The 17737-nt window shown below is 58.5% G+C and carries 18 protein-coding genes and 1 tRNA gene; 9 read left to right on the top strand and 10 right to left on the bottom strand.

What is annotated here, in order from left to right; all coding sequences use genetic code 11:
* Positions 1 to 637, top strand: a 637-nt coding sequence (locus VDP61_RS03020; RefSeq protein ID WP_323005481.1) for a 5-oxoprolinase subunit PxpA, incomplete at its 5' end; no start/stop codon positions are given.
* 71 nt (positions 638 to 708) lie between these two features.
* On the opposite strand, the gene VDP61_RS03025 is transcribed toward VDP61_RS03020, so the two are convergent.
* The 6 genes from VDP61_RS03025 to VDP61_RS03050 all read right to left on the bottom strand — a co-directional run bounded on the left by VDP61_RS03025 (position 709) and on the right by VDP61_RS03050 (position 4753).
* Positions 709 to 1395 carry a M48 family metallopeptidase gene (locus VDP61_RS03025; protein WP_323005482.1) on the bottom strand — a complete coding sequence of 229 codons (687 nt, stop codon included), beginning with the start codon at positions 1393 to 1395 and terminating at the stop codon, positions 709 to 711.
* 55 nt (positions 1396 to 1450) lie between these two features.
* The gene (locus VDP61_RS03030; protein ID WP_323005483.1) at positions 1451 to 2047 is read right to left on the bottom strand and encodes a DedA family protein; all 597 of its coding nucleotides are present in this window, start codon (positions 2045 to 2047) and stop codon (positions 1451 to 1453) included.
* On the bottom strand, positions 2044 to 2361 hold the full coding sequence (locus VDP61_RS03035) for a hypothetical protein (protein WP_323005484.1): 318 nt from the start codon (positions 2359 to 2361) through the stop codon (positions 2044 to 2046). The genes VDP61_RS03030 and VDP61_RS03035 overlap by 4 nt, the downstream gene beginning before the upstream one ends.
* On the bottom strand, positions 2358 to 3542 hold the full coding sequence (locus tag VDP61_RS03040) for a VWA domain-containing protein (protein ID WP_323005485.1): 1185 nt from the start codon (positions 3540 to 3542) through the stop codon (positions 2358 to 2360). Before VDP61_RS03040 ends, VDP61_RS03035 begins: the two co-directional genes overlap by 4 nt.
* 5 nt (positions 3543 to 3547) lie before the next feature.
* On the bottom strand, positions 3548 to 3712 hold the full coding sequence (locus VDP61_RS03045; RefSeq protein WP_323005486.1) for a hypothetical protein: 165 nt from the start codon (positions 3710 to 3712) through the stop codon (positions 3548 to 3550).
* 204 nt (positions 3713 to 3916) lie between these two features.
* Positions 3917 to 4753, bottom strand: a complete 837-nt coding sequence (locus VDP61_RS03050) for a MoxR family ATPase (protein WP_323005487.1) — start codon at positions 4751 to 4753, stop codon at positions 3917 to 3919.
* A 191-nt stretch (positions 4754 to 4944) separates the two neighbouring features.
* Here VDP61_RS03050 and dksA point away from each other — a divergent pair, with 191 nt between their 5' ends.
* Entirely contained in the window at positions 4945 to 5367 is a 423-nt protein-coding gene (gene dksA / locus VDP61_RS03055) for an RNA polymerase-binding protein DksA (protein ID WP_323005666.1), read from the top strand.
* Positions 5368 to 5447: 80 nt separating this feature from the next.
* The gene (locus VDP61_RS03060) at positions 5448 to 6638 is read left to right on the top strand and encodes an FAD-dependent monooxygenase (protein WP_323005488.1); all 1191 of its coding nucleotides are present in this window, start codon (positions 5448 to 5450) and stop codon (positions 6636 to 6638) included.
* A gap of 185 nt (positions 6639 to 6823) precedes the next feature.
* Here the strand turns inward: VDP61_RS03060 and xth are convergent, their stop codons facing one another.
* Together xth and VDP61_RS03070 are read right to left on the bottom strand one after the other, a co-directional pair.
* Positions 6824 to 7603: an exodeoxyribonuclease III gene (xth, locus tag VDP61_RS03065; protein ID WP_323005489.1), complete on the bottom strand. Its 780-nt coding sequence runs from the start codon at positions 7601 to 7603 to the stop codon at positions 6824 to 6826.
* Positions 7604 to 7667: 64 nt separating this feature from the next.
* Positions 7668 to 7994 (bottom strand): iron-sulfur cluster assembly accessory protein, encoded by a 327-nt coding sequence (locus VDP61_RS03070; protein WP_323005667.1) that lies wholly within the window; start codon positions 7992 to 7994, stop codon positions 7668 to 7670.
* 155 nt (positions 7995 to 8149) lie between these two features.
* On the opposite strand from VDP61_RS03070, the gene VDP61_RS03075 reads away from it, so the two are divergent.
* Positions 8150 to 9319 (top strand): deoxyguanosinetriphosphate triphosphohydrolase, encoded by a 1170-nt coding sequence (locus VDP61_RS03075; protein ID WP_323005668.1) that lies wholly within the window; start codon positions 8150 to 8152, stop codon positions 9317 to 9319.
* A gap of 6 nt (positions 9320 to 9325) precedes the next feature.
* A complete protein-coding gene (locus tag VDP61_RS03080; RefSeq protein ID WP_323005490.1) occupies positions 9326 to 11128 on the top strand; it encodes a sodium:proton antiporter in 1803 nt (600 codons plus the stop codon).
* Positions 11129 to 11220: 92 nt separating this feature from the next.
* On the opposite strand, the gene VDP61_RS03085 is transcribed toward VDP61_RS03080, so the two are convergent.
* Both VDP61_RS03085 and VDP61_RS03090 read right to left on the bottom strand, forming a co-directional pair.
* A complete protein-coding gene (locus VDP61_RS03085) occupies positions 11221 to 11682 on the bottom strand; it encodes a disulfide bond formation protein B (RefSeq protein ID WP_323005491.1) in 462 nt (153 codons plus the stop codon).
* Entirely contained in the window at positions 11682 to 12260 is a 579-nt protein-coding gene (locus VDP61_RS03090; RefSeq protein WP_323005492.1) for a YqaA family protein, read from the bottom strand. Before VDP61_RS03090 ends, VDP61_RS03085 begins: the two co-directional genes overlap by 1 nt.
* Positions 12261 to 12385: 125 nt before the next feature.
* Here VDP61_RS03090 and VDP61_RS03095 point away from each other — a divergent pair, with 125 nt between their 5' ends.
* The 4 genes from VDP61_RS03095 (at position 12386) to VDP61_RS03110 (ending at position 17417) form a co-directional block, all read left to right on the top strand.
* Positions 12386 to 13234 (top strand): neutral zinc metallopeptidase, encoded by an 849-nt coding sequence (locus VDP61_RS03095; protein WP_323005493.1) that lies wholly within the window; start codon positions 12386 to 12388, stop codon positions 13232 to 13234.
* A 63-nt stretch (positions 13235 to 13297) separates the two neighbouring features.
* Positions 13298 to 13381: transfer RNA gene (locus VDP61_RS03100), tRNA-Leu, on the top strand.
* Between the two features lie 310 nt (positions 13382 to 13691).
* Positions 13692 to 14021, top strand: coding sequence for a hypothetical protein (locus tag VDP61_RS03105; RefSeq protein WP_323005494.1), 330 nt, complete (start codon positions 13692 to 13694; stop codon positions 14019 to 14021).
* 114 nt (positions 14022 to 14135) lie between these two features.
* Entirely contained in the window at positions 14136 to 17417 is a 3282-nt protein-coding gene (locus VDP61_RS03110; RefSeq protein ID WP_323005495.1) for a Hint domain-containing protein, read from the top strand.
* Positions 17418 to 17737 lie beyond the last annotated feature (320 nt).

The raw sequence follows: 17737 nt of genomic DNA on the forward strand, positions 1-17737 counted from the left end.
TGTCATGGTGGCAACCATGGCCGGTGCCGTGGCGCATGGGATCGGCATCGGCGCGCATCCCGGCTTTGCCGATTTGCAGGGATTTGGTCGGCGTCGTCTTGTGCTTGCACATACCGAGTTGCGCCACCTTGTTGCCTATCAGCTTGGGGCGGCGCGCGCGATGGCGATGCTGGCGGGGGGCCAGGTGCGGCATCTTAAACTGCACGGGGCCCTTGCCAATATGGCCGCCGAAGATGTCCTTATGGCGCAGGCCTGTTATCAAGGCGCATTGGCCGTGGACCCTGATATCATCATCATGGTTCTGGCGGCCACCGCACAGCAACAGGCGGTGCAAGGGCTTGGCTGTAGATGGGCGGCCGAGATTTTCGCGGACCGCGCCTATAATGACGATGCCACGCTGCTTGATCGCAAGCAGCCCGGCGCTGTGATCCATGATGCAGACCTTGCCGCCAGACGTATGGTTGCAATGATCAAAGCCGGGGCGATCATCACCGCCAGTGGCAAATATATTCCCACGCCGATAGACACGATCTGCCTGCATGGTGATACCCCCCAAGCGGTTGGTATCGCCAAATCCATTCGCGCAGCCCTGCAGGCGGCGGGCATCAGCCTTGCGCAATTCAAAGGGCGCCGTTAGCGCAATTGCCAACACTTTGCGCGGTCAAAACGCTGCAGGTGGAATCTTGCAAAGCCCCCAAAGGCTGCGGTCTATCGCAGGCCCCATTTCGACTCGCGGGCCTCGATCGCGGCAATCCGTTCGGCGGTTTTGGGATGAGAGCGCAGCCATTGCGGCACCTCTTGCCCCGAGGCCCCGGTCAGGCGGTCCAGCTTTTGAAACAGGCTCTTTTGTGGCTTGACCCCAATTCCGGCCTTGACCAGCAAGGCGCTGGCATAGGCATCGGCCTCATTCTCATCCTTGCGCGACAGGCCAGCCCCCAAAGCCCTGGTGACATAAGAGGCGATGAAAAACCCGATGATCGGGATGAACCGGCCCAAAAGTGAGGCGATCAGCATGAAGGCCGCGTTTTGTCCGGTAACATCAATCATCCGGCGTTTGGTATGGCCAAGCGCCACATGCCCCAGCTCATGCGCCACGACTGCAGCGATTTCTTCGGCAGTGACAATGCCCTGGCGATAGCGGTCGATAAAGCCGCGGGTCAGGAATATGCGGCCATCGGGGGCAGCCAGCCCGTTCACCGGCTCTACATCATAGACATGCACCGCGATTTTCGGCACCTCAAGGGCAACAGCCATCCGCGCCATCACCCGCTCCAACTCGGGGTCGCGCAGGGGCTTGGAGGTTGCATCCAGATGCTTGCCGGTTTGCCACGCCGAAAAGCGGTACATCACATAGGCCATCACAAGGGGCAAAATCAGGGGGGCTAATAGCGTCATGGCGCTAATATGGGGCCAAAACCCCTGCTCGCAAAGGCCTGCGCGTAAAATCGGTTCATTTCGACGCTTTATGTTTGCGCCACAGCGCGCGCCCCAACAGCACGGTCACCACCCCGGCCGTCAATGCGCCGATGACCGAGCCGAGCATGTCCGACAGCTCCTCGATCTGGTTGCCAAAGGCATAGCCAAGACTTACATAGACCGCGACCCAGCTCATCGCGCCCAGCATATCTGCAATGACAAAGCGTGGCCACGCCATCGCCGTTGCCCCGGCAATCAGGTTCACATAGGGGCCCAAAGGCGCAAACAGCCAGCGGGTCAGATACACCGCCCAGCCACCATGCCGGGCAAGCAGATCCTCGGCCTGCGCCAAAAGCCCGACAGCCCCTTTGCGTTGCCGCAACCAGCGCCAAACCCGTGCGCCGCCGTGGTGACGCGAGATGTAATAGCTTATCTCGGCGCCGCTGAAGGCGCCGGCAAAGGCACCTACGCATAGCTGCCACAGTTCCAGATCGCCCGAGGCGGCAAAAGCACCGCCCGCCAGCATCATCAAGGATGAGGGCAGGGGCAGCGCAAAGCACGACAGCAATGTGGTCACTGAAATCACCAGCACCCCGTAATCCGAAACCCATAACAGCAGCAGATCAATCATTTTGTGCCGCGCTCGGCGATAACAGCCTCAAGTTCCGCGATCAGACCTTCCAGCGGGACGCCATGCGCCTCGGCCAGTTTTTTCAGGGGCATGCGGGGCGTTTCTTCGGGGCCCAGCTTCAAGATCCGCTGCAAATCAGCGCGTGGAATGTCATAGGTGTGCGCGATATAGCGCGGTGTCATCCAAGGCTCGACCGGGTGCAGCCCGCGTTCCGGGTCCATCCAGAACAGGGCAAACATCACTGCGCGCACCAGAAAAAACGCGGTCAAAACCGCCGCAACGGCAAAGCCTGCCAGCATGAGCTTGCGTTTCATCGGCTTAATCCTTTGGTGCCGCGTGAAATGCCATCCAGCGTCATCGGTACCATTTTAGCGCCAAAAACATCCCGGATCAGGCGGATCGAATGGCTGTGGGGCCAGAACCGTTCGGGGGTTGGATTGATCCACAGATGCGCGGGCCATTGCTGGCACAGCCGTTCCAGCCAAACCTGCCCCGATTCCGCGTTCCAATGTTCATTCGCGCCGCCGGGGTGCAGCACCTCATAGGGGCTCATGCTGGCATCGCCGACAAAGATGCATTTCCAATCCGGTCCGTAGGTGCGCAAAATATCCCAGGTCGGGGTTTGTGCATCCCAGCGGCGGCGGTTGTCGCGCCAAACGCCCTCATAGATGCAGTTGTGGAAATAGAAATGTTCAAGATGCCGAAATTCGGACCGCGCGGCGCTGAACAACTCCTCGACCACCTTGACATATGGGTCCATCGAGCCGCCAACATCGAGGAACAACAGCACCTTCACCGCATTGCGCCGCTCTGGCCGTGTTTGCACGTCAAGATAGCCATGCTCGGCGGTGGCGCGGATGGTGCCGTCAAGGTCCAATTCCTCGGCTGCGCCATCGCGGGCCCATTTGCGCAGGCGTTTCAAGGCTACCTTGATGTTGCGGGTGCCAAGTTCGACCGTATCGTCAAGGTTCTTGAACTCGCGCTTGTCCCAGACCTTGACGGCGCGGCCATGGCGGCCCTCTTTTTGGCCGATGCGCACCCCTTCGGGGTTATAGCCGTAAGCCCCAAAGGGCGAGGTGCCAGCGGTGCCAACCCATTTATTGCCGCCCTGATGCCGGCCCTTCTGTTCCTCCAGCCGCTGTTTCAGCGTCTCCATCAATTTGTCGAACCCACCCAGCGCCTCTACCGCCGCGCGTTCTTCTGCCGTCATGTGCTTTTCGGCCAGCTTGCGCAGCCAATCATCGGGCAGGTCCAGCGCGTCAATCACGGCTTCGGGCGTAACCGTTTCCAACCCTTTGAAACTGGCGGCAAAAGCCTGGTCAAAACGGTCCAGATGGCGCTCATCCTTGACCATGGTCAGGCGGGCCAGATAGTAAAACCCATCAACATCATAGGTTACCAACCCGGCAACCACCCCTTCCAGAAAGGACAGGTATTCGCGTAAACTGACGGGCACGCCATGTCGCCGCAAAGTGTCGAAGAAGGGCAGAAACATCGGCGCTACGCCATGCGCGCGACGATGATCGTCACAAACAGACCCAAAAGGCCACAGGCGATGGCAAACGCCGCCGCATATTGCAAGATATCCAACAGTTTGCCACCGCGTTTGCGCGCAAGGCTGGCCCCGAAGATGGCCCCTAACAACAATCCACCCAATACGATCATTCAATTGCCCCCGTCACGGCAGCGCGCAAGGCTTGACCGTCAAGTTTTGTTACTGCGCCACGCATGGGCCGAGATTTCGGCGGCCCGTGCCGTGATCCGCGCTTCTGAGCCAAAGCCATAACGCGACCAGCGGCGACTGTCTATCCGCAGCGCTGCGGCCACTTGCCTGCCCGCTTTGCCCGCCGCCCTGGTTGCGGGTTGCCCTCAGCGCTTGCCCCGCGCCATGAAGGCCAGCCGTTCAAACAAATGCACGTCTTGTTCATTCTTCAACAATGCCCCATGCAACCGCGGCAACGAAACCTGGTCCCGCGCCAGATCTTCTGGCCCCAGATCTTCGGCCAGCAGCAGCTTCAGCCAATCCAGAACCTCACTGGTAGAGGGTTTTTTCTTTAGCCCCGGCATGTCGCGCAATTCATAAAACTGGGTCAGGGCGGTGGTCAGCAACCCGTCTTTGATCCCTGGAAAATGCACCTCGACAATGCGGCGCAGGGTTTCCATTTCGGGGAATTGGATGAAGTGAAAGAAACAGCGGCGCAAGAAGGCATCGGGCAATTCCTTTTCATTATTGGATGTAATAATCACAATCGGCCGCTGCCGCGCCTTGATGACCTCGCCCGTCTCATAGACAAAGAATTCCATCCGGTCCAATTCCTGCAGCAGATCATTGGGGAATTCAATATCGGCCTTGTCGATTTCATCAATCAGCAAAACCACCCGTTCTTCGGCCTCGAACGCCTGCCACAGCTTGCCTTTGCGGATGTAATTCTTGACGTCATGCACCCGTTCTTCGCCCAACTGGCTGTCACGCAAACGACTGACCGCATCATATTCATACAGACCCTGTTGCGCTTTGGTGGTCGATTTAACATGCCATTCCAGCAAGGGCATTCCCAAGGCCTGTGCAACCTGGCGGGCAAGCTCGGTTTTGCCTGTTCCCGGCTCTCCCTTTACCAAAAGCGGGCGCTGCAAGACCACGGCGGCATTCACGGCGACGGTCAGATCTTCGGTGGCTATGTAGCTGTCTGTAGAAGCAAATTTCATTTTGTGCATGCGGCCCTGTTTTATGTTCCGCGCAGACCCTATCTGCGCCATGAAATTGTCGCAACCGCTAGTGACAATCGGATCAGCTTCCGCTAAGTGACCGCCTACAGGAGCGTGCGATAAATATAAGGCCCCCCGTGATGCCCAAAGCCCCCGTGTCGACCAAGTCCGACAAAATGGAGATTGATGAGATGAAGGTCCAAACCTTTGTTCCCGACGATTACCGCCCGGCTGAGAGTGAGCCGTTCATGAATGAACGGCAAGTGGAGTATTTTCGTCGCAAGCTATTGACGTGGAAGCAAGATATGCTGGAGCAATCGGCGGAAACCATCGAAGGCCTGCAGGGGTCGGCCCGTGCAGTGCCCGATATTGCCGACCGTGCTTCGGAAGAAACCGACCGCGCGCTGGAGTTGCGCACACGAGATCGGCAGCGCAAGCTTGTCGCCAAGATTGACGCCGCGCTGCGCCGTCTTGACAACAATGAGTTTGGCTATTGCGAAGCCTCTGGCGAGCCGATTTCCCTGAAGCGTCTTGATGCACGCCCCATCGCCACCATGACCCTGGAAGCCCAGGAAAAGCACGAACGCCGCGAACGGGTACACCGCGAGGATTGATCGACCGCTTGGAATAGGTGATTATCAAAGAAGCCGGGCCTGACAAAGGACCCGGCTTCGCGCTTTTGGAAGGCCAAAAGATGACTTTGAAGAATGTTGAATTTACGGTTTTGGGCGCGGGGGTTGCCGGGCTTGCCGTCAGCACGGCCCTGGCCCTGCGCGGCGCAAAGGTGACAGTGCTGGAGCAGGCCGATGCGATCCGCGAAGTTGGCGCCGGGCTGCAGATCAGCCCCAATGGGGCCGGGGTTTTGCAAGCCCTTGGGCTGGGCGCCGGGCTTGCACAATCTGCGATGCGCACCCAGGCTGTGCATCTGTTTGATGGCTATAGCGGTGCTTCGGTCTTGCGGCTGGATGTGGCCAAACTGCGCCCGCATCAGGCCTTTCATCTGATGCATCGCGCCGACCTGATTGCGCTGTTGAAACAGGGGGCCGAGGCGGCCGGGGTTGAGTTGCAGCTTTTGCAACGCATTGACGCGGTCAACCTGTCGGGCGGGCAACCCTGTCTGGTTTCCGCCCAGGGTGCCGCGCGCAACATCGGCTTTTTGATTGGCGCCGATGGCTTGCACTCGCGGGTGCGGGCGGCCTTGAATGGCGCGGTCGCGCCGTTTTTCACGCATCAGATTGCATGGCGCGCGCTTATTCCTGCCACCCCTGGCGATTCTGCGGTGGCCGAGGTGCATATGGGGGCCGGCCGGCATTTGGTCAGCTATCCGCTGCGCAACGGCACATTGCGCAATATCGTAGCGGTGGAGGAGCGGCGGCAATGGGTGGAGGAGGGGTGGAACCTGCGCGACGATCCGCTGGAAATGCGGTTGGCGTTCGAGCGATTCTCGCCCCGCGTGCAGGGCTGGCTGGAGTCGGTCGATGATGTCTGGCTTTGGGGGCTGTTTCGCCATCCGGTTGCCAAGCATTGGTATGGCAAGAATACAGCCATCCTGGGCGATGCCGCGCATCCTACGCTACCATTTTTGGCCCAGGGCGCGAATATGGCGTTGGAGGATGCATGGGTGTTGGCCGATTGCCTTGCGCGTTTCGGCCTGAGCGATGGCCTGCCCGCCTATCAGGCCGCGCGAAAACAACGCTGCGCCAAAATCGTGCAGGCCGCCAACAACAACGCCCGCGCCTATCATCTGCGCGCGCCTTTGCGCACGCTTGCGCATCTTGGGCTGAGGCTGGGCGGGGCGGTGGCACCGGGCATGGCGTTGCGCAAGTTTGACTGGATTTATGGCCATGATGTCACGGCCCCCCAGAGCGTTTCGCCTTTGCCTTGAAATAAGCCCTGTCGCATAACGCGTTGAAATCCTTTATTTCATGCAGCGATAAGTGAGGAAGGCTTCAAGGCAACCCGCCTTGGCATCGGCATGCAACGCGTTGTAGGGGGCGGACGGGGCGGCAAAACGACCGTCCAAAGGCCGGGCCATAAGCTGTCGGGGCCCGCGTTTGGTTGACGCCGGGTTCAGGCCGCCAGTTCAACCCAAACCGGCACATGGTCGGATGGCCTTTCCTCGGCCCGCACCTCGCGGTCTATCCGGCAGTCGCGCAGCAGGTCGGCGGCTTGCGGCGACAGCAGCAGATGATCAATCCGGATCCCGTTGTTCTTTTCCCAGGCACCCGCCTGATAATCCCAGAAACTATACTGGCCAGGGGCCTGATTGCGGGCGCGAAAGGCGTCGGTCAGGCCAAGGTTCACGATCCGGCGAAACGCGGCGCGGGTGGCGGGCAAAAACAGCGCATCCTCGGCCCAGGCCATTGGATTCGCAGCATCTTCAGGCTGAGGGATAACATTGTAATCGCCGGCAATCACCACTGGGTCTTCGGTTCTCAACAGCGCGGCAACCCGCGCCTCCATCCGTGCCATCCATGCCAGCTTGTAGTCATATTTTGGCCCCGGCACCGGGTTGCCGTTGGGTAAATACAGCCCGCACAGCCGCACGGGCCGCGCGCCCATCACCGTCGCCTCGATCCAGCGGGCCTGTTCGTCGCTATCGTCGCCCGGCAGGCCGCGCGTGATGTCTTCCAGCGGCAAGCGCGAGAGGATGGCAACGCCATTGAACCCCTTTTGCCCATGTGTTTCAACGCGGTACCCCATATCTTCAAAGATCTCGCGCGGGAAGGTTTCATCTACCGACTTGATCTCTTGCAGGGCCACAGCATCGGGTTTGGCCGCTTCCAACCAGCGCGGCAAGGCCTCAATCCGGGCCTTGATACCGTTGATATTGAATGTTGCCAGCTTCATGATCTGCCCCTGTCATTGCCTTGCGTCACGCCTGTTCTACGGGCGGGGGGGCAACAGGGCAAGCTTACATGGAAAAGGAAGTGCCGCAGCCGCAAGAGCTGCTTGCATTCGGGTTCTCAACCACAAAGCGCGCGCCGATCAATTCGTCCGAAAAGTCGATAACGGCATTGGCCAAAAACGGCAAAGACACGGTATCGACCAGCACTTTCATGCCGTCTTTTTCAAGAATCGTATCATCCTCGGCGGGGTCATCCAACCGGATATCATATTGAAAGCCTGAACATCCTCCGCCCTCGACCGATACGCGCAACGCCTTGGCATCGCCCGATGCTTCGGCAATTTCGGCCAGGCGCGCAAAGGCGCGGTCGGTCACACGGGGGGGCAGGGTCAGGTTCATTTCATGGCGCCTTTAACTGGAGGACACCTGTAATATAGGCGCGAAAGGGCGGTTGAACAAGACATGCGCGCAATGGGTGCCATCCGTCAAAGAATCACTTATAGATAAGGGTGATAGCCATGGCCCCCATGGCGCAAAAGGTCTGAATGATGTTTGCACCCTATGCCTGCCAGCCCGATGCCTCGCGTGGTCGTCTGCACGAGGAACGGATGTCGTCTTTCCGCTCACCCTTTCAACGCGACAGGGACCGGATCATTCATTCCAGCGCCTTTCGGCGCCTGAAGCACAAGACACAAGTGTTTGTGGAACATGAGGGCGATTATTACCGCACCCGCCTGACCCATTCCATAGAGGTGGCGCAGGTGGCGCGCACCATTTCTGGTGTTTTGGGCCTGAATACCGATCTGGCCGAGGCGATTGCGCTGGCCCATGACCTGGGGCACACGCCCTTTGGCCATACCGGCGAAGATGTATTGGCCGAGTTGATGGCCCCTTATGGCGGCTTTGACCACAACGCGCAGGCGCTGCGGATCGTAACCCGGCTGGAACGGCATTACGCCGATTTTGACGGCTTGAACCTGACCTGGGAAGCACTTGAAGGCATTGCAAAACATAACGGCCCCGTGGTCGCGGGGCCGGGCCAGACGCTGCCCTATGCGTTGACCGAGGCCAATGCCGAATGGGATCTGGAATTGCACAGTTTCGCCAGCGCCGAGGCGCAGGTGGCCGCGATTGCCGATGACATCGCCTATTCGCACCATGATTTGCATGACGGCTTGCGCTCGGGCCTGTTTGATGAGGCCGATTTGATGGATTTGCCCGTAACCGGTCCGGCCTTTGCCGAGGTGGATGCGCTTCATCCCGGGCTTGACCCGATGCGCCGGCGGCATGAGGCGCTGCGCCGGGTGTTTGGTCGGATGGTTGAAGATGTGATCAATGTCGCCAACATTCGGCTGGAGGCGGCAAAGCCGCAATCTGTTAGCGAAATCAGGGCGCTGAAGGCCACAGTTATCCGATTCTCCAAGCCGCTTTACCAAGAGCTGAAGGTGATCCGGTCCTTTCTGTTTACCCGCATGTACCGCGCACCCAGCGTGATGGAAGAGCGCGCGCGGGTCAGCGCGGTTGTTCGTGATCTGTTTCCCTTGTTCATGGACCAGCCCGCGTATTTGCCCGCCGAGTGGCGTGACGACGTGGCGCGCGCCGATACGCAGGTCTTGTTGGCCCGCATCGTGGCGGATTATGTAGCAGGCATGACCGATCGTTTCGCCTTGCAAGAGCATGCGCGCCTGTTTCAAACATCGCCAACACAACCGGAGTAGACCCAGATGACGACAGCAGGCCTTAGCCCCGTCGAAGCTTTTGCCCTTGTCGGGGTTATCGGCGTGGGCGCGCAATGGGTGGCGTGGCGGCTTCAGATGCCCGCAATTGTCCTGATGTTGTTGGCGGGGCTGATCATCGGCCCGCTGACCGGGGTCTTCATTCCCGCGCGCGATATCGGTGATCTTGTCGGGCCGATGATCTCGGTCGCGGTGGCGGTGATCTTGTTTGAAGGGGGCCTGACGTTAAGCCTGCATGCGCTGCAAGATGCGGCCAAGGGGGTGCGGCGTTTGGTGGTGATTGGTGCGCCGCTGGGCTGGCTTACCTCGGCGCTGGCGGTGTATTACGGTGCGGGGTTGGGCTGGGAAGCCTCGGCGGTGTTCGGAGGCATCATGATCGTGACCGGCCCGACGGTCATTGCCCCTTTGCTGCGTCAGGCGCGGCTGTCGCGCAGGCCCGCAGCGCTGCTGCAATGGGAAGCGATTGTGAACGACCCGGTGGGGGCGCTGGCGGCGGTGCTGGCCTTTGGGGCGGTGCAGGTGTTGGCGACCAGTGCGGATAAATCCGATGCGGCCACGCATTTCTTTATCGGCATTTTCTTTGCTACGCTGGTAGGGTTGCTGGCCGGCTATGGTATTTCCTATGCGTTTCGTCGCGCGGTGGTGCCGGAATACATGAAGATTCCGGTGCTGTTTGCCGTGCTTTTGGCGGCCTTTGCGCTGTCCGATCGCTTGTTGCATGAAAGCGGATTGCTGGCGGTAACGGTGATGGGGATTGTTATCGCCAATGCGCAATTGCCCAGTTACGAGGAATTGCGCCGTTTCAAGGAACATGCGACGACTTTGCTGGTGTCCGGGGTGTTCATTCTGCTGGCGGCAGGGTTGGATATGGACGCGCTTTTGGGGCTGGACCTGCGGGCGCTGCTGTTTGTGGCGCTGGTTGTGCTGGTAGCGCGGCCCTTGACGGTGATGGTGGCGTTGCTTGGCACCGATTTGCCGGTGCGAGAGCGGATTTTGGTGGCCTTTACCGGGCCGCGTGGCGTGGTGCTGATGGCGGTTGCGGGGCTGTTTGGCGAACGGCTGCTGTCGCTGGGAATTGCGGATGGCGCGACCATCGGCCCGCTGGCCTTTGCGCTGGTGGCCGCTACGGTTGTCATCAACGGCTTTGGCCTTACACCGCTGGCAAGCGTGCTGGGCCTGCGCGCGGCCGAAGTGCCGGGGGTGCTGCTGGTTGGCGGTACGCGGCTGACCACAGGGCTGGGTGCCGCGCTGCAAAAAGCCGAGATTCCGGTGTTGATCACGGATATGAACCTTGGCCACCTGCGCCACGCCCGCACGGCTGGTTTGCCGGTGTTTTATGGCGATATCCTGTCTGAAGCTGCCGAAACCAAGGTTGAGTTCATTGGTTTTTCAACCATTCTGGCGGCGACTGACAATGACAGCTATAATACGCTGGTTGCAACCGATCTGGCCCCCGAATTCGGCCGTGACAAGGTGTGGCAATTGCCGCGCGACAAAAGTGAAAGCCAACGCCACAGCTTGCCGGTCACGCTTGGTGGCCGTCGTCTTGGCGACGGGCGCACCTATTACGCCTATGAGGAGCTGATGGCCGAGGGCTGGACGGTACGCACGACCAAGCTGACCGAGGAATATGGCTTTGACGACTGGCGCAAGGACCGGCCAAACTCGGTCTTGCTTTGTGTTATTCCAGCCAAGGGCAATCTGCGCTTTGTGGCCATCGACAGCAAGAAAGTGCCAGAGGCGGGCGCAAAGCTGATTGCACTGTCGCCCCCCAAGGGGGATGTGATCTAATACCTGTTGCGCCCCGTTCACAGCGCGGGTTCAGCCGGTGCCCCAAAGCCGCGTTCGCGATGGTGGCTGACTGCGATTATGCGCCACCCGCTTCAGGTGCGCCTGGCTGCGGCCAACCACAAAATGACAAGCGCGACTGAAAGAATGCCATTCCAGGATGCCATCGACAGGCTGAACATTTCCCACGGGATCGCGTCGCAGCGCACAGGGGCGGCAATATTGGCACTGGGGTCCAGCAACTCGGCCATGCTGAGGCCCTTGATCGAGCCACCGCTGCAAGAGGCAAGCCCGTCCCACCAGCCACGCTCGACCCCGGTGTGAAACAACGCAACCCCGGCACTGGCCGCCGCCGCCAGCGCGCCCAGATAGGGCCAGAAACGCCCGCCAATCAGCAGCGCCGCCGCGCCGATCAGCGCCGCAGCCCCATGCGGCCAACGCTGCCAGATGCACAGCGTGCACGGGGCCATGCCACCGATATATTGAAAGGCAAAGGCCCCCAACAGCAGCGCAGCCGACCCCGCTGCAGCCAAGAAGATCAAAGAGTTACGCGTCATCATAGATACCTTACCGCAATAAATCCGCCGATCAGCAGCGCGACCGCCAGGGTGAACATAAGCCCAAGGCGGCGCTCGATGAAATCACGTATTGGTGCACCGAACTTCCACAAAAGGGCCGCGATCAGAAAGAAGCGCAAGGCGCGGGCCACCAGGCTTGCAGCCATGAACACCGGCAAGGAAAGGCCGGTCGCACCCGATAAAATCGTGATGACCTTGTAGGGGAAAGGCGTGACGCCTGCGATCAACACCGCCCAAGCGCCATATTCGTTATAGCGCTGTTGGAACCCGGCAAACTCGCCGGTCTTGCCATAGAATTCCAGCACCGGCAGGCCGATGCTTTCGTAAAACGCAGAGCCAATGAAATACCCGAACGCCCCACCGGAAACCGAGGCGAGTGTTGCCACCAAGGCGATCCAGAAGGCCTTGCGCGGGGCGGCGATGATCATCGGGATCATCAAGATATCGGGCGGAATCGGAAAAACCGAGCTTTCGATGAAGGCGACAAAGGCCAGCGCCCATATCGCGCGCGGCGATTGTGCCAACCCAAGCGTCCAATTGTACAATGCACGGATCATCACAGTCTCCTACAGGGCGTTGTGCCTTGCATCATGCAGGGCAGGGGGCGTCAAGGGGACAAAAGGGCTTCGTGATTTTGCGGTGCCGCGCTAAACTGGGGGCTTAGGGTCAAAGGGGCATCGGGATGAAGTGGCGGGGGCGGCGCGAAAGCCGAAACATCGAAGATCGCCGTGGGCGGTCGAAAACCCGTGCTGCGGGGGGTATTGGCGGGGTTGGTTTGGTTGCCGTGCTGGTGGTGGCCTATTTCCTGGGCATTGATGTGACGCCGCTGTTGCAAGATCAGGGCGACGGGCGGAATATGGCACCCGCACAGATGACGCAGGCCGACAAGGACGCCGGGCAGTTTGTGTCGGTCACGCTTGCCGATACCGAAGAGGTTTGGGCGCATGTGTTTCAAGACCAGCTTGGGCGGCCGTATTCGCCTGCGACCCTTGTTTTGTTCAAAGCTGCGACCAACTCGCCCTGCGGCGGTGCCTCGGGGGCGTCGGGGCCGTTTTACTGCCCTGCCGACAAAAAGGCCTATCTGGATACGGATTTCTTTGTAACGCTGGAACGGCACTTGGGGGCCAAAGGGGATTTTGCGGCTGCCTATGTCGTGGCGCACGAAATCGCGCATCATGTCCAAAATGAACTGGGCATATTGGCGCGGGCAAATGAAGTGCGCGCCCAGGTGTCACAGGCCGACAGCAATGCCGTGTCGGTGCGAGTCGAACTTCAGGCCGATTGTTTCGCGGGCATCTGGGCCGGCGCTGCGCAAGAAAAATTTGGGACGATCGAACGTGGTGATCTGGAAGAGGCGATAAACGCTGCCCGCAAAATCGGGGATGACACGTTGCAACGCAACGCAGGCCAGCGCCCCAATCCACACAGCTTTACCCATGGCACATCAGCCCAGCGGGCGCGCTGGTTTGTGACGGGATATCAATCGGGTTCGCTGGGATCTTGCGATACATTCTCGACAAATGATCTTTAAGCAAAAAAGCGCATGGGGGGTGATTGACGCGCCGCGCAAGGCGGGTTAAATCGCTGTCACTGGGCCCGAGTGGCGGAATGGTAGACGCAGGGGATTCAAAATCCCCCGCTTCACGGCGTGGGAGTTCGAGTCTCCCCTCGGGCACCAGTATTTTATTAACCTTTCCGTTACAGTTTCATGCAACATCTCTGCCCGATGTGATTCGTTTGATCTCGGTCAATTGTTTTCAATTTAGGCAATTTTGCTGCCAGACGGGCGCATTGACCCTGTTTCAGGAACGCGGCTGCGACAATAAAGACGTAGACAACCCAAATCAAATGGACGCAGTTGCCAAGCGAATCGTTTTCGGGATTGTTTCCACTTTCTTGATGTCTGGATTTGTTTTTGCATATTTTGTCACGTTTCCTATCAAAATTCGAACCAAACCTGTCTGTCTAGGCAAGTTGACGGATGGAATTTGGAAACAATGCTGGCGGCAGGCTGCAGCATTGCGCGCAGAAAGGGCTGTTCTTTCAGGAAAATTTGGGCCGCCATCGCGGTGGCTGGCGCGGATTTTACTTTCAAGCAGGCGTTAGCCGATGTATCTATTGGGGGTCCTTGTTGGAAAGGACTGGCCGTGGGGGCGGTCGATTTGAGTGATGCTTGTGCGGCGGTTCGCGGCACAGGAATTATGCTTGATGCTGCAAAGGTGGGGTTTGGCCTGCACTTGCAAATTGGCGTGTTGGTGCAGCTTTTCCCGACTGGCCTTTACGTCTTGCATTATCGCTCCGTCGGACTGGCTTCGTAGTGGCGTAGAGACCGGCATACCCGGTTCGCGTTGATCTTGTGGCGTTCTGCGCTGCGTTTGATGGGGCGTCCTTGGGTAATCCTTGGGTCTCTGCTGAAGTTAGGAACCTGGAAAATGCCGATATTTGCACTGTATAACTTTAACGACACGAATTTGGTGGCCGCGGATTCTGCTGTGGGTAACGGTGCCCAGAATGGCGCGTATTTTGACGGGGCGTTTCCGGTTGGGGGCCGCGTTGCTTTGGATGGTGTTGACGACAAGGTCAAAATTTACAGCAGCCCGGAATTTCAACTGCCGCGCGGCACGCTGGAGATCCAATTTTCGCAGACCGAGCATGTGGGCAGTCAGCCAAACACTGTGCTGTCGCGCGACTCGCGCGATGAAACACCGGGCGGTTACCGGATTGAGGTGATGCCCGACGGTTCTGTGCTTATTTCGCATGAATCGGCAGGCGATACTGCGACATTTCAGACCGACCCCGGTTTTGTGAATCCGGGCGATGAGGTGAATGTCGTGTATTCATGGGATGTCAGCAGCGGCGGATCGGTGCAGATCAGCAACCTGACGACAGATGCCAGTTTTGCCGATACGGTTCCGCCGGGCCTGACCATGGACCAAGGCCCGATGAGCCAGCCCTGGATGATCGGTGCGGGGCAATCCTTGTCTGATCCGGCGATCCTGAACAATCTGAACAATTATTTCGAGGGTTCGGTCGAGATGTTCTCGCTTTCGGACAGCGTTGACAATGCCTCCGCTGATCCGACCGCCAACCCCGACACAGCCGAAACGGATGAGGACACGTCGATTGATGTGATTCCGGTTCTGGTGAATGACACCGACCCAGATACCGACCCGTCCTTGCTGACCATCACCGGCACACCAAGCGCCGAGAATGGTACTGTTGGGGTGAATGCGGATGGTACGCTGAATTATACGCCGAACCCGGATTTCAACGGGACGGATACGATCACCTATACGATCACCGACCCCGAGGGGAACGAATCCACCAGCACCGTTACCGTTACGGTAAACCCGGTAAATGATGCGCCGGTTGCGGTGGATGATGCCGTGACAGGCCCTTACAACGCGCCTGTTGTGATTGATTTGATTGGCAATGATACGGATGTTGACAACCTGAATACGGATTTGCTGATCTTTGGCACGCCGACTTCGGCTGATGGATTGGTTGTGGTAAATGCCGATGGCCGTTCGGTTACCTTTACGCCGAATGATGGCTTTATCGGTACTGCCACGATCAATTATACCGTGACTGACCCCGATGGGCTGACAGCGGATGGTGTTGCAACGGTGGCAATCGACGATGATCCGGTCTCGCCTGGGCGTGACGGCGTTGTGCGTGGCACGGATGATGCCAACCTGATTGATGAAAATTATATCGACCCGTTTGATGCCGACCGGGTCGATGCCGGCGACGCTATTCTGGGCGATGATGGGCCGAATGATGACCGCATCCGGGCCGAAGGGGGCGACGATACCGTCTTTGCCGGGCTTGGCGATGATACGGTCTTTGCCGGAACCGGCGATGATTTGGTTTATGGCGGCGTTGGCAATGATGATCTGCGCGGCAATGAAGGCAATGACACGCTTTTTGGCGGTGATGGCCGCGATACGGTTTACGGTCAGGAAGGTGATGATCTGATTGATACATCTGGCTCGCGCCCGATGCCGGATATCAACTATCCCGGTTTTTACGGGGCCGATACCGACCCGGAAAATGACCGTGATCTGGTTTATGGTGGTCTGGGCAATGATACGATCCGGACTGGCGATGATGCCGATACGATTTATGGCGACGGCGGCAATGACCTGATTTTCTCGGGCATTGATGCGGATCTGGTTTATGGCGGCAACGGTGATGATACCATCGTGGGCAGCGAAGGGGCCGATACCATTTATGGTGAGCAGGGCAACGACCTGATCTATGGCGGGCTTGATGGCCTTATCGGCGATGCGCTTGATTTGCCGGACAGTCTTGATCTGCGCCCGTTGAACAACCGCGACATGCTCTATGGCGGGGCGGGCAATGACACGATCTATGGCCGGGATGACAATGACATCCTGGAGGGCGGCGACGGCGACGATTTGTTGTACGGCGGTGTCGATAATGACCTGCTGCGCGGTGATGCCGGCAATGACACGCTCTATGGTGAGCAGGGCAGTGACACGCTTCAGGGCGGTGACGGCGATGACCTGCTATATGGGGGCACCGGCAATGATTTGCTGCAAGGCGATGCGGGCAATGACACGCTGAACGGCGATCAGGGCAATGACACGCTTCAGGGTGGCGATGGCGATGACCTGTTGAACGGCGGCACCGGCAATGATTTGTTGCAAGGTGGTGCTGGCGATGACACGCTGAATGGCGATCAGGGCAATGATATTCTTCAGGGGGGCGACGGCAACGACCTGTTGAACGGCGGTCGGGGCAATGACTTCCTGCAGGGGGGGGCCGGGAATGACACGCTGAACGGTGATGAGGGTAATGACATCATCGAAGGCGGTGCTGGCAATGATCAAATCTCGGGCGGTGCTGGCGCTGATACGCTTTACGGCGGTGCGGATCGTGATGATTTTATCATCGGGGTAGGCGAGGGCGCTGGTGACCGGATATTCGGCGGTTCAGAGGGGGATGATTGGGATCGTCTGATTATCGAGGGGCCAAGATCAGGATACCGCATTGTCGATACCGTAACGGATAGTGACGGCAATGGCCTTGATGGCACGGTAGAGTTTCTTGATACGAACGGCAACGTCACCAGCTCGTTGCGGTTCGAAAATATCGAGAGCATTCCATGCTTTACCCCCGGCACCCTGATTGCCACCCCAAAGGGTGAAGTTCCGGTGGAAAGCCTGAAGGCGGGTGATCGGGTGATTACGCGTGACAACGGTATTCAGGAACTACGCTGGAGCGGGCAACGCAAGTTTGATTGGGCGCATTTGGCCGCCAATCCACACCTGCGCCCGATCATGTTGCGCCGTGGCAGTCTGGGCAATGGCCTGCCAGAACGGGACATGATGCTTAGCCCGAACCATCGTGTTCTGGTATCCAACGATCGCACGTCGCTGTATTTTGACGAGCATGAGGTTCTTGTCTCTGCCAAGCATTTGATCGGCGGCAAGGGGATATTTGAGGTTCAAAGCATCGGCACAGCCTATATTCACCTGTTGTTCGACCAGCACGAAGTTGTGCTGTCGGATGGGACATGGACAGAAAGCTTTCAGCCCGGAGACTACACGTTGAACGGCATGGGCAATGCACAACGCACTGAAATCTTTGAGATTTTTCCAGACTTGAAAACCAAGGAAGGCATTGAGGATTACACCGCAGCGCGCCGCACTTTGAAAAAGCATGAAGCCAGTCTTTTGATCCGCTGAAAGGCAATGTGCGAATGGCATGGGGCGGCAGTATTAAGGAAGGGGGCGTTTTGTCCTCTTCACCATTCCTATTGGCTTTGAAGTGGTTTTGAGACAATCAGGGCCGGTGGTATTGCAAGCCAAGCCCCGTTGATTTTGTGTTTGGGCTGTTGCGTCGGATAAAATGCAAAACGTTTTGGCGACTTTGGCCTGATCTATTACACGGCTTGGTCAGATGTTCTGGCTATTCTTGGCCCACATTGATCTGGCTGCACCGTTGAATGGTCACGCCCTTGCCTAATCTTTGCCGTGGTTCAAAGCCATAGCCATAACAAGAGCCA

Source organism: Pseudorhodobacter sp., assembly GCF_034675685.1.
Classification (GTDB): Bacteria; Pseudomonadota; Alphaproteobacteria; order Rhodobacterales; family Rhodobacteraceae; genus Pseudorhodobacter.

What these genes read in the sequence shown, in the direction of transcription:
- VDP61_RS03025 (WP_323005482.1), bottom strand. Translation starts at nt 1,395, where the DNA reads ATGACGCTATTAGCCCCCCTGATTTTGCCCCTTGTGATGGCCTATGTG.
- VDP61_RS03030 (WP_323005483.1), bottom strand. Translation starts at nt 2,047, where the DNA reads ATGATTGATCTGCTGCTGTTATGGGTTTCGGATTACGGGGTGCTGGTG.
- VDP61_RS03035 (WP_323005484.1), bottom strand. Translation starts at nt 2,361, where the DNA reads ATGAAACGCAAGCTCATGCTGGCAGGCTTTGCCGTTGCGGCGGTTTTG.
- VDP61_RS03040 (WP_323005485.1), bottom strand. Translation starts at nt 3,542, where the DNA reads ATGTTTCTGCCCTTCTTCGACACTTTGCGGCGACATGGCGTGCCCGTC.
- VDP61_RS03045 (WP_323005486.1), bottom strand. Translation starts at nt 3,712, where the DNA reads ATGATCGTATTGGGTGGATTGTTGTTAGGGGCCATCTTCGGGGCCAGC.
- VDP61_RS03050 (WP_323005487.1), bottom strand. Translation starts at nt 4,753, where the DNA reads ATGAAATTTGCTTCTACAGACAGCTACATAGCCACCGAAGATCTGACC.
- dksA (WP_323005666.1), top strand. Translation starts at nt 4,945, where the DNA reads ATGAAGGTCCAAACCTTTGTTCCCGACGATTACCGCCCGGCTGAGAGT.
- VDP61_RS03060 (WP_323005488.1), top strand. Translation starts at nt 5,448, where the DNA reads ATGACTTTGAAGAATGTTGAATTTACGGTTTTGGGCGCGGGGGTTGCC.
- xth (WP_323005489.1), bottom strand. Translation starts at nt 7,603, where the DNA reads ATGAAGCTGGCAACATTCAATATCAACGGTATCAAGGCCCGGATTGAG.
- VDP61_RS03075 (WP_323005668.1), top strand. Translation starts at nt 8,150, where the DNA reads ATGTTTGCACCCTATGCCTGCCAGCCCGATGCCTCGCGTGGTCGTCTG.
- VDP61_RS03080 (WP_323005490.1), top strand. Translation starts at nt 9,326, where the DNA reads ATGACGACAGCAGGCCTTAGCCCCGTCGAAGCTTTTGCCCTTGTCGGG.
- VDP61_RS03085 (WP_323005491.1), bottom strand. Translation starts at nt 11,682, where the DNA reads ATGACGCGTAACTCTTTGATCTTCTTGGCTGCAGCGGGGTCGGCTGCG.
- VDP61_RS03090 (WP_323005492.1), bottom strand. Translation starts at nt 12,260, where the DNA reads ATGATCCGTGCATTGTACAATTGGACGCTTGGGTTGGCACAATCGCCG.
- VDP61_RS03095 (WP_323005493.1), top strand. Translation starts at nt 12,386, where the DNA reads ATGAAGTGGCGGGGGCGGCGCGAAAGCCGAAACATCGAAGATCGCCGT.
- VDP61_RS03110 (WP_323005495.1), top strand. Translation starts at nt 14,136, where the DNA reads ATGCCGATATTTGCACTGTATAACTTTAACGACACGAATTTGGTGGCC.